This is a genomic window from Corynebacterium sp. HMSC036D02 (assembly GCF_001836165.1).
Taxonomy (GTDB): Bacteria; Actinomycetota; Actinomycetes; order Mycobacteriales; family Mycobacteriaceae; genus Corynebacterium.
This window is the reverse complement of record NZ_KV827706.1, coordinates 149,345-161,658: the sequence shown is the minus strand read 5'-3', so window position 1 is coordinate 161,658 and position 12,314 is coordinate 149,345. Positions and strand designations below refer to the sequence as shown.

The window sequence follows — 12,314 nt, the reverse complement described above, 5'->3', positions numbered from 1 at the left end:
GTGAAAACGCCTTATGACTGATGCCTTTTGACAGTTGCCTCCAGCATGTCGATGGAGACGCACAGACGATGCCCGCCGTTAGCGCGGAGCGTCCACTCCAAGGCGCGTGGCATCCTCGGCGGCTTGAGCCGTGCCCGGTGCCTCACCGGCGCGGGACATGCGCTGCGAAATCACGCGCGTTACGCCATCGCCGCGCATCGTCACGCCGTAAAGAACGTTGGCCACGTCCATCGTCGGTTTCTGGTGGGTAATGACGATGAGCTGAGAATCCTTACGCAGTTCCTCGAAAAGTGCAATGAGGCGGCGCAGGTTGACGTCGTCAAGCGCGGCTTCCACCTCATCCATGACGTAGAACGGTGAGGGGCGCGCGCGGAAAATCGCCACGAGCATGGCCAGTGCAGTCAGGGACTTCTCACCGCCCGAGAGCAGCGACAATCGTTTGACTTTCTTACCCGGTGGGCGGGCCTCCACCTCGATGCCGGTAGCCAGCATGTCGTCCGGCTCCGTGAGGATGAGGCGACCCTCGCCTCCTGGGAACAGCGTCTGGAAAACCTTGGGAAACTCCGCTTCCACGTCATGCCAGGCGTCCGTGAACAGCTGCAAGATTTGCGCATCCACGTCTTCGATAACGCCAGTCAGATCCTTGCGGGCCTGAATCACGTCATCTAATTGCGTGGACAGGAAGCTATAGCGCTCCTCGAGCGCCTTATACTCCTCCAAGGCCAGCGGGTTGACCTTGCCCAAGGAGTTGAGGTCCTTCTCGGCCTGCTTCAACCGCTTGGTCTCGGCGGAGCGATCGAAGTCCTCGCCCGGGGTGTAGTCCTTGAGCAAGTCCGGGATAGCAATGCCGAGTTGTTCCACGATTTTGCCCTCGGCCTCATCCACGCGCACCTGTGCCTGGCTGCGGGCAATCTCCGAGTTGTGCGCGGAATCGGTCAGGCGATCGAGCTGCTGGCGGGTAGCGGAGACCGCCTGCTTCGCCGACTGCGCACGCCCCTGCAGCACGCCGCGCTGGGTCACTAGCTCATCGCGTTTTTCAGCTGCGCGCTCGAGTGCCTGGGTAGTGCGGGCGGCGAGGTCCTGGGCATGCTTGTTGACGGCCCCCGCCAACCGCGCCTGTGCCTGCCGGCGGGCCATCGCTTGATCGTGGCGGGCCTTGGCCTGGCGCTCGTGTTGGGCTTGGCGCCGCAGGGCCTCTCCCTTGCCGGCTGCCTGGCCTACCTTTTCCTCCGCGCTGCGGGCCGCCAGTTGAGCCTCTACCTCCATGGCCTTGACCTGTTCAAGGGCGGCCGAGGCTGCATCGCGTTCCACCGAGGAAGGTTCATCCGCTTGCTCAGCAGCGTCCACGCGCGACAAGCGGTCACGAGCCTCCGCGAGTTCTTCGCGCAGGCGGGCCAACTGCACCTCGATGTCCGTGGCGCGAGCGGCAGCCTTTTCGTGCTCCGCCTTGTTCGCCTCATACTGCTTGAGCAAGCGCTGGTGGTCGCGCTTCCACGCCTCAAGCTCGTGATCATGCTCGCGCAACGCGGCCTTAGCGCTCGCCGCGCCTACCCGGGCATCATCGGCGGCTAGCTTCGCTCCTTCCAGCGTGCCTGATAGCTCCTCCAGCTCGTGGGTGGCGGTTTCCAGCTGTTGCTCGGCTTCTGCAATCTGGCCGCTCACCTCGACCGTGGAGACGGCACCAGTTCCGGCCTCGACCCAGCCTTCACCAACCAGCAAGCCCTCGGCGGTGACGGCCCGCAGGCGCGGATCCTCAGCAATGAGCTCGCGGGCCGCGGCATAGTCATCCACCAAAACGACGTCGGAGAGCAGCCGCGTCACCGCCGCCGATACTTCCGGGACCAAGACCATCTGGTCGAGCAACCAGCTAGCACCGGAAGGCAGGTCCGCATCAAGGCGCCAGGCTGAACCAGTAGGTTCCGTGGAGACGTCGATCAGCGGAGTGCGGCTCGCCTCAGCGAGTTCACCCACGATGTCCATGCTCACCGCACCGGCCTGCGCCTCCGCGAAGGAGCCGAGTGCCGCCGCGACGGCCGTTTCATAACGCGTAGAGATGAACTCCGCGAGAGGTTTAAACCCCTCCCCCAGCTCGAGCGCTTCCGGAGCAGTCTGGCCCAGCGTATCGATCCGGGCTCGCAGGCTGTACACGGTACGCTCGCGCTCCCGCTGGGCATCGCGCAGCTGCTCCAAGCGTTTATCGGCCGCGGCGGACTCGCTGGCCGCGCGTACGTGCGCTTCTTCCAGCGGCTCACGCTCGGCAGCCAGGTGCTCTAGTTTGTCCGCTACCTCATCGGCCTCCACCTGCGCTCCCCTGGTGCGCGCCTTCGTGTTCGCCAGGGTTTCTTCCTGGCGCGCCAACTCGGATTCCGCGGAGCTTACCTGGCCCGCCAGGTTTTCCTCGGCCGCGATGAGGCGGACCACGCCTTCGCGACGATCCGCAATGGCGCGCAGCTGCGCCATATGTTCCTTGTCCGCGGCCTCGAAGGCTTCCCGGCGCTCAGCCACTTCCTCCCGGATCGATTCCAAGCGCTCCGCTGCTTCTTCGGCCGCGGCCAGCAGCTCGTGGTGCTCCTCGTCGGCACGCCGGGCGCGTGCCTCCAGCTCCTCCGGATCCTGGCCGGCATAGGTCACCTGGGATCCGACGTTGCTGGCACGCTCGGCCGCAATACGCTGCGTGGCAGAGATGCGTTCGCTCAGCGTCGATAGCTCGAACCACAATTTCTGCGCGGCCTCCGCGCGCGGCGTGACATCCCCCAACTCGGCCTCTACCTTGAGCTGGATTTCGGTCGCCTCTTCCAGCTGAGCCGTTACTTCCTCGACCTGTTCGGCGAGCACCACCGCGTGCTTCTCCGCATCCTCAAAGGTGGCACGCAGCCTGACCACGCGGTCACCTGCCAAACGCAGGCGGGCATCGCGCAGATCCGCTTGCACAGTGGCTGCACGTTGGGCGGCCTCCGCTTGGCGTGCCAGCGGCTTGAGCTGCTTACCCAACTCATCGGTCAGGTCTTGCAGGCGGTCCAGGTTGGCTTGCATGCCCGTGAGCTTGCGCTGCGCCTTTTCCTTACGGCGGCGGTGCTTAAGCACGCCCGCGGCTTCCTCAATATAGGCGCGACGATCTTCTGGTCGGGACTCCAGGATCTCCGCCAGTTTTCCCTGGCCCACGATGATGTGCATCTCACGGCCAATGCCGGAATCAGAAAGCAGCTCTTGGATATCCATGAGGCGCGCCTTCGCCCCATTAATCTCATATTCGCTCGCGCCATCCCGGTACATGCGGCGGGTGACGGAGACCTCTGAATACTCGATGGGCAAGGCACCATCGGAATTGTCAATCGTCAGCGTGACCTCAGCGCGGCCGAGGGCCTTGCGGTCCCCGGCGCCGGCAAAAATGACGTCCTGCATCTTGCCGCCGCGCAGCGTCTTGGCGCTGCCTTCACCCATGACCCACGCCAGTGCGTCGACGACGTTAGATTTACCCGAGCCATTCGGGCCGACCACGGCGCAGATACCGGGCTCGAATTTCAGGTTCGTCGCGGACGCGAAGGACTTGAATCCTTTGAGCGTGAGCGATTTGAGGTGCATTCGAATAAGTTTAGCGCTCGATGAACCCCGACTCACCGCGCGGGGCGGTCCACTGCTCCACCACGGCGTTCACCACGCCTGGACGGTGGGTGGTCGACGGTTCTTCACGCAGCAAGGCCAGCAGCTTCTCGCAATCAGCACGCGGGCCTTCAGCAACCACCTGGACGCGGCCATCCTGCAGGTTCGTCGCGTGTCCTGCCAGTCCTAGTTCGAGAGCACGGGAGCGCGTCCACCAGCGAAAGCCCACGCCTTGGACGTGGCCAAGTACGAAAGCTGTGAGGCGTTCATGTCCCGCAGAGGCTGATGCTGTGCCTGCCATCTAGTACTCCCTCAGGTTTGTGCGGTCGCTCAAGTCGAATTCGTGATCGAGACGGCGGCGGTCCTCCACGCTGCGGCGGGTTACCGGATCCGTGCCATCCCAGCACTCAACGTTCTGCAGTTCCGGCAGCATATCACGGTGGAAGACGGGATCCAGGCCCTTACGGCGCTGCTCGTTGTAGTTCTTCAGCAGCTTGATGGCCACGCCGCACAGCGGCACGATGGCGCACACGTTGAGCAGCACCATGATGGCGGCACCCGTATCCGCCAGGTCGAACACGGTGCCCAGCGGGGCCACCGCACCGTAGAAGACGAAAGCCAACACGATGAGGCGGAAGGTCCACAGCACCCACTTCTTCCCGGAGAGGTACTCCACGTTGGACTCGGCAAGGTAGTAGTTGCCCAGAATCGAGGAGAATGCCAAGAAGAACAGGATGAACGTGACGAAGTGGATGCCCCACTCGCCGACCACATTGGACAGCGCGTTCTGGGTCAGGGTCACTCCCTCAATTGCGTCGGAGCCAAAGCTTTCGAAATCAGTACCCAGCAAAATGATGAAGGCGGTAATCGTACACACCACCAGGGTGTCGAAGTACACGCCGAGGGTCTGCACAAGGCCCTGCTTCACGGGGTGGGAGACCGTCGCCGTTGCTGCCGCGTTCGGCGCCGAGCCTTCGCCAGCCTCGTTGGAGAACAGGCCGCGCTGGATGCCCTTCAGCATGGCCATACCCAGTGTCGCGCCAGCAGCCTCACGGAAGCCAAAGGCAGAGCCGACGATGGAGACGAACATGTCCGGCACCTTGTCAAAGTTCAAGACCACCACGATGAAGCCCATGATGAGGTACGCACCGGCCATAAACGGCACGATGAACTGGGTCATCGAGGCGATGCGCTGAACGCCACCGATAATGATGAGGCCAGCTACGGCGACGACGGCAATACCCACGCCAGCCTTGAAGGCACCGGACTCCTGTCCGAAGGAGGCCGCCAAGGAATCAGAGATAGCGTTGGTCTGGAAAGCGTTGTAGAACCAACCAAAAGTGATGGCGATGGCGACGGAGAAAATGGTTGCCAAGGGCTTCCAGCCCAGACCGCGGGACATGTAGTAGGCCGGGCCGCCGCGGTAGGTATCCCCCTCGCGGACCTTCCACAGCTGGGCCAGCGTGGACTCCACGAACGCAGTTGCGCCACCCAGGATGGCGATGAGCCACATCCAGAACACCGCGCCGGGCCCGCCCACAGAAATTGCTACGGCCACGCCCGCGACGTTGCCGGTGCCCACACGCGACGCCGCCGAGATGGTGAACGCTTTGAAGGCAGAAATACCGCCGTAATCGGCGTCCTCATCGACACCGACCCCCTTGGGCTTTTCGACGACCGCTTTGAACATATCCGGCACCATGCGGACCTGCACCAAAGCGGTGCGGATACCGAAGTAAAGGCCAGCAGCGATAAGCAGCCATGGCAGAACATAGGACCACAGGCTGTCGTTAATGACACCAATCACGGTGCTGAAGATTTCTTGCATGCGTTACACATTAATAACTCACACCAGAATCGTCCTAGTTGGCTGCGGGCTGCCTCCCCTCTCCGCGGCGCTGACAGGACGGGCAGTAGTGGGTCCCACGCCCGCCTAGCACGGTTTTCAGGATTTCTTCGCCGCAACGATCGCAGGATTGACCACCCCTCCCATAGACGTGCAGGGAACGGTCAAAATATCCGGATTCGCCGTTGACGTTGACGTACAACGCATCAAAGCTGGTGCCGCCAACGGCGAGCGCGGCGCGCATGACATCGGCGGCCGCGGAAATCACAGCGACGGCATCGCGCTGCCGCAGAGCATTAGTCTTCTTCAGCGGAGAAATCTGGGCCGCCCACAGCGCCTCATCGGCATAGATATTGCCCACCCCACTGAGCACCGTTTGGTCGAGCAAAGCCACCTTTACTGCTGTGCGTTTCGCGCGCAAGCGCCGCCCAGCCGCGGTCAGATCGAAGTCTGCTTCGAGAGGATCCGGAGCAATATGCGCCATGCTCAGCCACGGCCCGAGACGCCAATAGCCGAAAGTGCGCTGGTCCACGAAGCTGAGACGGGTGGCGTCATCAAGCACGGCGGCGATGCGCACATGAGGCGAATCCACCTCACCGATCCGCACCTGCCCCGACATGCCGAGGTGGATGAAGAGCACATCGCGAGCTGGGTCGTCGTGGTCCTCGTCGGCGAACTCCAACCACATGAACTTGCCGCGGCGCGCCACCGCGGAAATCTTCCTGCCCACCAGCAGCGCGGACAGCGGGGCTTCTTGGCCCCGGTTAGCGCGCGGGTGGAGAACCTCTACTGCAGCGAAAGTGCGCCCCACAACATAGGGCTCGAGTCCGCGGCGGACGGACTCAACTTCGGGGAGTTCTGGCATCGAATCCTCGTAGTTTAGCTCTCTTTGCCGGCGGTGCCCTGCACCAGCAATGGCGTCTCGCGCAACGCTTGGCATGCTTCTTCCGCTGCCTGCTGCTCGGCGAGCTTCTTGTTATGGCCTGTTCCCCTGCCCACGGTCAAACCGGCCACGGTGGCCACGGCATTAAAGGTCTGATCATGCTCAGGACCCGTCGAAGTGGCCGAGTAGACCGGCATCGCTGCCTTCAGCTCCGCGCACAGCTCCTGCAAGGTGGTCTTCCAGTCCATATGGCGGCCAGACACCACGGCGTTATCAATCTTGGCAGCGAAGAGCCTCAGCACCACCCCGCGGGCAACCTCAAAACCATGCTGGCGGTAGATAGCCCCCAGGATGGCCTCGGTGGTATCAGCCAAGATGGAATCCTTATCGCGGCCGCCAGTAGATTGCTCGCCCTTGCCCAACAGGACGTGCTCGCCCACGCCGATCTCGCGGGCGACGTCGGACAGGCCGTAGCGCGACACGATGGAGGCGCGCATCTTGGAAATATCCGACTCGGGGCGCGAAGGGTATTTGTCATAAAGCTTGGCCGCGATGGACAAGCCCAAGACGGCATCCCCAAGGAACTCGAGGCGCTCGTTATTGGGCAGGTGCCCGTTCTCATTGGCAAAAGAGCGGTGGGTCAGCGCCAAGCACAGCAGCTCATCGCTGATCTCCACGCCGAGCGCCTTCAGCAGCGGGGCGTGATCTACCTCCGCGAATGCCGCGGCTAGTGCCTGTTCACCGGTGAGTTTCTTCTTCTTGCTCATAGGAATTTCTCCAGCCCAGACCAACGCGGATCCACGCGCTCTTCTTCCCCAGAGACCCCCGTGGTCACTCCATCAGGAGCGTCCACATCACACCCCTCCTCGCACGTTGGCGCAAAAGGAAGAGATAAACCTGCCTCATCGATCACGGTCTGTAGGAGGTCGAGGATTCCATCCTTAATCTCGGGCACCTCATCACCGGAACCGCGATCCTCCTCCTCGGCCTCATCCCCGCTGACGAAGGATTCATCTGCGGAAAACACCTGGGATACGTGGAGATCCAGTTCCGGGTGCAGCTCTGCCAGGCAACGGGCACATTCGCCGCTGAGGGTGCCGGTGACATCAGCGTCCACCAACACGCCGGAGCCCAACGGGGTCAAGGTGGCATCCACCTTAACTTCAGTACCTTCCGGGATGCCGATCATTTCCACGCCGATGCGCTCTGGCGCGGGTCCGGTCTGCACGCGGTGCTCAGGCAGCGCGTCGGTTCCTTGGCTGCGGAGCAATTCCGTCACGTCGAACTTCAATGGTGATTTCATAGCGCCCACCAGCTTACCCTGTGCTGGCCCGCGCGCCCTAGACTGGCAAAGACCTGAATGCTGGGTCATAGGCACTTAAGCACTTGGCCTAAAAGCTCGATTCTTGTGCTTGAGGCTTTTAGCCTAAAGCCCCATGAGCTACACCGCTACCGATACGGCGTCCCTGAGCGCCACGGCACGCGAGCTCGCGCTCAGCTACCCCTTGCAGTGCCTCGCCCCCGCTGTGGCGCTAGCCCTCGCGGGAGTGGCGTGCCGCCACGTTTTCACGCGACACCGCCCCAGTATCTTCGGCAACGCCGGCTATTCCTTGCATCGCGTGGCCCTCGCCAGCACGCTCGCCGGTTTAATGGTCGGGGCGGTGTACTTCCTACCCCTGCACTTTGAGCCGATCCTGATCCTATCTTCGGCCTTGTTCTCGCTTTTTGCTGCGCTCATCGCCTGGCGCGCACGGGAATCTTTTTCCGCCGCGGGCATGGGGATTGGCCTGATGATGCTGACCGTTGGCGCAGTCGATGTGGCGCTGCTGCTTGCCGACGCCGCCTGGGGCCCCATCTCAGAACCCCACACCCCGGGAACGGATTTCGGCATCATGTGGGTGCTCTATGCGCTGCCGGGTTTAGTATCCGCCGGTCTTGCGGCCGCCTTGAGCACCATGCCAGCCAAGGAGGCCGCCCGGATCCACCGCGCGGAGCGGCTGAGTCTTAATCCCCTCTAGTAGTCGCGGGGCGCACGCGGCGCCCGGCGTGCCGGTTCCCGGGTCTCGCGCGCAGCGCCTCGTCCCTCGCCGCGCGATTCCCCACGGGAACGCACACCCGCACCTCGGCGCAGAGCGGAGCGATCGTTATTCACGGTGCGCAGGAGGTCAGACAAAGTGGTCTCGAATTCCCCGAGCTTGGCGTCAACGAATTCATCACACTCGGTGCGCAGACGGTTGGACTCAGAGTGCGCGGTCTCCACAATGCGGTGCGCCTCGTCGTCGGCACGGCGCACAACCTCGGATTCGGAGACCAAGCGGTCCTGCTCGGCTTGGCCTGCTGCGACGGCGCGCTGGTACTCCTCATCCGCCTGGGCGCGGGTGCGCTCGGCGTCGGAACGCGCATTGTCCACGAGGTTGGTGGCCTCGTCTTCCGCCTGGGCTACCAAGGTGGTGGCGCGGTGTTGGGCGTCGGCAAGCATTGCGTCTGAGTCCTCACGCGCACGGGCAACGGTGTCATCGGCCTCGGCGGTGGCCTCAGAAATAATCTGCTCCGCGCGCTCCTCAGCACCCTGGAGGATCTCGTCCTGCTTGTCTAGGACGTCCTGGGCGTCATCCATTTCAACGGGGAGGGCGTTACGGAGATCGTCGAGAAGCGCCAGCATTTCGTGGCGCGGAACCATGCAGTTGGAGGTCATAGGAACGGCATAGGCCTGTTCCAGGTTGCGAACAAGTTCATCGAGGGACTCAAATACGCGGTACATGGCACCAGCCTATCCAAGCGCACGCGCACTGCGACGTATCCCACGCGGGAAGAAATGGCGAAAAACTCCCCGGCAAGCGAGGAGGTTAAGCGCGGATACAGGGATATACAGGGATAAGGAAACGGCTAGATTACGCCTTGGGCCAGCATGGCGTCGGCCACCTTCTTGAAGCCGGCAATGTTGGCGCCCGCCACGTAGTCACCTTCCAAGCCGTATTCCTTGGAGGTCTTGTCGATGTTGCGGAAGATATTGGACATGATCTCATGCAGGCGCTGGTCGGTGTACTCGAAGGACCAGGAGTCGCGGGATGCGTTCTGCTGCATCTCCAGCGCGGAGGTCGCCACACCGCCCGCATTCGCGGCCTTGCCCGGCGCGAAGGCGATTCCGCTCCCCCCGAAGTAGTGCGCGGCTTCCGGGGTACACGGCATGTTTGCACCCTCAGCGACGTAGCGGATGTGGTTTTTCACCAGGAGCTTGGCGTCATCGCCGTCGAGTTCGTTCTGGGTCGCGCACGGCAGGGCAACATCGGCGCTGACCTCCCACACGTTGCCGCCCTCGTGGTACTCCACTCCCGCGCCCGCCTCGCCGGCGTAGGTGGAAATGCGCTCGCGGCGAACTTCCTTGATGTCCTTGAGCAGCTCTAGGTCCACGCCGTTCGGCGTCGTGATGTAGCCGGAGGAATCGGACATCGCCACGACGGTTCCGCCGAGCTGCTGAACCTTCTCGGCGGCGTAGATGGCAACATTGCCGGAGCCGGAAACAATGACCTTTGCGCCGTCGAAGGACTCGCCGTGGGTCTTCATCATCTCCGAGGTCAGATATACCAGGCCGTAACCGGTGGCCTCAGTGCGCACGAGGGAGCCACCCCAGGTCAGCCCCTTGCCCGTAAGGACCCCGGACTCGTGCTTGTTTTCTAAGCGGCGGTACTGGCCAAACAGGAATCCGATTTCGCGGCCGCCCACGCCGATATCGCCGGCCGGCACATCGCGGTACTCGCCGATGTGGTTGTGCAGCTCCGTCATGAAGGACTGGCAAAAGCGCATGACCTCGGCTTCGGACTTGCCCTTCGGGTCGAAGTCAGAGCCGCCCTTGCCGCCACCGATAGGCAGGCCGGTCAGCGAGTTCTTAAAGATCTGCTCGAAACCGAGGAACTTGATGATGCCCAGGTTCACGCTCGGGTGGAAACGCAGGCCACCCTTGTACGGGCCGAGGGCCGAGTTGAATTGCACGCGGAAGCCGCGGTTGACCTGAATCTGGCCGTTGTCATCCACCCACGGGACGCGGAAGATGAGCTGGCGCTCAGGCTCGCACAGCCGCTCGACCAGGCCGTAATCAGCGTAGTGGGGGTCCTTATTGAGGACGATCTTCAGTGAGTCGAGTACCTCAGCGAGCGCCTGGTGGAATTCCGGTTCGCCCGCATTACGCTTGAGAAGCTTGCTGTAGTAATCGGAGATTTGCTGGTCGATGGACATGGCAATCCTTTCATTGGGCACCGTTCCTTGCGGTCGGTGCGTCATCCATTGAACAAGCGATAGTTTTCTATCAATCGACCTAAATTGCAAGACGGGCGTACTAGTGAGCACTTTAACGGCTGGTCAGAGTGCGAAAATTTTTTCTCACATCTCTGCCATATACTCATGGGCATGCACATTCTTGTTGCCCCCGACTCCTTTAAAGGCACCGCCACTGCAGCCGAAGCTGCCGCCGCCATTGCATTGGGCGCGCGGCGCGCTCTCAGCTCCTCGCCCCACGCCGACTCGGCGAAGGTAACGACCCTGCCCATGGCCGATGGCGGCGAAGGCACCGCGGAGGTGCTCGCCAGCGCCGCTGTTCATCACCACGGCACGGCGGGTCAGACCATTACGCTGCCTACCACCGATGCCATCGGGCGCCTGACCGAGGCAAGCTACCAGCTCGTTGGCGACACCGCCTTCATCGACGTCGCCGCCGCAACTGGCCTTCCTGCCGTCGCCGACGCCCTTGATCCACTCCATGCGGATTCCTATGGAACGGGCGTGCTGGTAGCCGACGCCGAAGCGCGCGGCGCCAAGCACATCGTTCTCGGCCTCGGCGGCAGCGCCAGCATCGACGGTGGTCTCGGCATCCTCGCCGCATTCGGCGCCGCCGCCCACGACGCCCGCGGATACGCCCTACCCAAAGGCGGTGCACCTTTGGTCAACCTCGACCATATTGACACCGCACAGCTCAATATGAAGGCGGCCATGCTGGACTACACCTTGGTCACCGATACTCGCGCCGTGCCCGTCCAAGCCGCGACGATGTACGGCCCACAAAAAGGTGCTGAAGGCGAACAAGTAGCGCTACTGGCGGGCGCGATGCTGCGACTCTGCGAAGTCACGGAGACCGACTCACAGGCGGAATTCTTCGGCGCCGCGGGCGGCATTCCCATCGCCCTGAGCTGGCTTTCGCGCACGCTGTGGGGTACGGCGGAGCACTGCCGCATCGTGCCGGGCGGCCAGTATGTAGCCGAAGCACTCGACCTGCCCGCGCGTATCGCCGAGGCGGACCTCATCCTTACCGGAGAAGGGCGCTTCGACGAACAATCGCTTACCGGAAAGGTGGTGGGCACACTGGCGGACATGACTAGCCTGCCTACCCTGGGCATCATCGCCGGCTCCGCAACCGCACCGGCACCGCAGGGCACGCTACTGGAAGAACTCGATGGGGAGGAAGAGGGGGACGTCGCCCAGCACTTAAGCAACGCGGCCGAACGCCTCGTCCGCAACGTTCTGCAGAGCTAAAGCTCTCTGCGGGCTATAGCTCTCAGCAGAACTACGGGGTCACCTGCACCGCCCACGGGAAAATAGCTGGACGCTCGTGGGCGAGCTCATCCTCCAACAACACGTGATCCTTCGGTAGAACCGAATGGGGCGTCAACAAGCGCGCGAGGACCATGGTCAGCTGATTGACGGAGCCCTTCACACCATCAACATCGATGGCATAGCGGTAGACGTTGGCGTCCTCTAAATCACGCTCTTCATGCTCATCGCGATAAGTCTGGCGCAGCTGTTCTTCCAGCCCCTCCGGGAGTGCAGGATCAGGCACACGAGTAACCTCAGCAGAAACTAAGGAGCTGTTATCCACCAGCTTGTGGGTAGCAGCGCTAAAGATTTCGGCCACGCGCTCGGCTTGCGCATCCGGCACCAGAACATCAAAGTGAATCAATGGCATGTAGGTAACCCTACCCAAACTTGAAGGGCAGT

At 62.6% G+C, this 12,314-nt stretch carries 11 protein-coding genes; 2 read left to right on the top strand and 9 right to left on the bottom strand.

Features of this window, described 5'->3' with window-relative positions; genetic code table 11:
• Nucleotides 1-78 precede the first annotated feature (78 nt).
• The 6 genes from smc to HMPREF2743_RS11490 are packed head-to-tail and all read right to left on the bottom strand — an operon-like array spanning nucleotide 79 to nucleotide 7,632.
• Complete coding sequence (smc, locus tag HMPREF2743_RS11515; protein ID WP_070818827.1) at nucleotides 79-3,582, bottom strand: chromosome segregation protein SMC; 3,504 nt, start codon at nucleotides 3,580-3,582, stop codon at nucleotides 79-81.
• 10 nt (nucleotides 3,583-3,592) lie between these two features.
• Nucleotides 3,593-3,901, bottom strand: coding sequence for an acylphosphatase (locus HMPREF2743_RS11510; protein WP_070526888.1), 309 nt, complete (start codon nucleotides 3,899-3,901; stop codon nucleotides 3,593-3,595).
• A complete protein-coding gene (locus HMPREF2743_RS11505) occupies nucleotides 3,902-5,428 on the bottom strand; it encodes an alanine/glycine:cation symporter family protein (RefSeq protein WP_070818826.1) in 1,527 nt (508 codons plus the stop codon).
• Nucleotides 5,429-5,462: 34 nt separating this feature from the next.
• The gene (gene mutM / locus HMPREF2743_RS11500) at nucleotides 5,463-6,311 is read right to left on the bottom strand and encodes a bifunctional DNA-formamidopyrimidine glycosylase/DNA-(apurinic or apyrimidinic site) lyase (RefSeq protein WP_070818825.1); all 849 of its coding nucleotides are present in this window, start codon (nucleotides 6,309-6,311) and stop codon (nucleotides 5,463-5,465) included.
• A 14-nt stretch (nucleotides 6,312-6,325) separates the two neighbouring features.
• Nucleotides 6,326-7,096 (bottom strand): ribonuclease III, encoded by a 771-nt coding sequence (gene rnc / locus HMPREF2743_RS11495; RefSeq protein WP_070526879.1) that lies wholly within the window; start codon nucleotides 7,094-7,096, stop codon nucleotides 6,326-6,328.
• Nucleotides 7,093-7,632, bottom strand: a complete 540-nt coding sequence (locus tag HMPREF2743_RS11490) for a YceD family protein (RefSeq protein WP_070526876.1) — start codon at nucleotides 7,630-7,632, stop codon at nucleotides 7,093-7,095. Before HMPREF2743_RS11490 ends, rnc begins: the two co-directional genes overlap by 4 nt.
• A 133-nt stretch (nucleotides 7,633-7,765) precedes the next feature.
• Here HMPREF2743_RS11490 and HMPREF2743_RS11485 point away from each other — a divergent pair, with 133 nt between their 5' ends.
• A complete protein-coding gene (locus HMPREF2743_RS11485) occupies nucleotides 7,766-8,347 on the top strand; it encodes a hypothetical protein (protein ID WP_070743557.1) in 582 nt (193 codons plus the stop codon).
• Here the strand turns inward: HMPREF2743_RS11485 and HMPREF2743_RS11480 are convergent.
• Both HMPREF2743_RS11480 and gdhA read right to left on the bottom strand, forming a co-directional pair.
• Nucleotides 8,344-9,090, bottom strand: coding sequence for a DivIVA domain-containing protein (locus HMPREF2743_RS11480; protein WP_070526869.1), 747 nt, complete (start codon nucleotides 9,088-9,090; stop codon nucleotides 8,344-8,346). The genes HMPREF2743_RS11485 and HMPREF2743_RS11480 overlap by 4 nt on opposite strands.
• 125 nt (nucleotides 9,091-9,215) lie before the next feature.
• Complete coding sequence (gdhA, locus tag HMPREF2743_RS11475) at nucleotides 9,216-10,562, bottom strand: NADP-specific glutamate dehydrogenase (protein ID WP_070818824.1); 1,347 nt, start codon at nucleotides 10,560-10,562, stop codon at nucleotides 9,216-9,218.
• A gap of 171 nt (nucleotides 10,563-10,733) precedes the next feature.
• Here gdhA and HMPREF2743_RS11470 point away from each other — a divergent pair, with 171 nt between their 5' ends.
• Entirely contained in the window at nucleotides 10,734-11,852 is a 1,119-nt protein-coding gene (locus tag HMPREF2743_RS11470; RefSeq protein WP_070527585.1) for a glycerate kinase, read from the top strand.
• 31 nt (nucleotides 11,853-11,883) lie between these two features.
• Here the strand turns inward: HMPREF2743_RS11470 and HMPREF2743_RS11465 are convergent, their stop codons facing one another.
• Nucleotides 11,884-12,282 (bottom strand): hypothetical protein, encoded by a 399-nt coding sequence (locus tag HMPREF2743_RS11465; RefSeq protein ID WP_070526862.1) that lies wholly within the window; start codon nucleotides 12,280-12,282, stop codon nucleotides 11,884-11,886.
• Nucleotides 12,283-12,314: the final 32 nt, after the last annotated feature.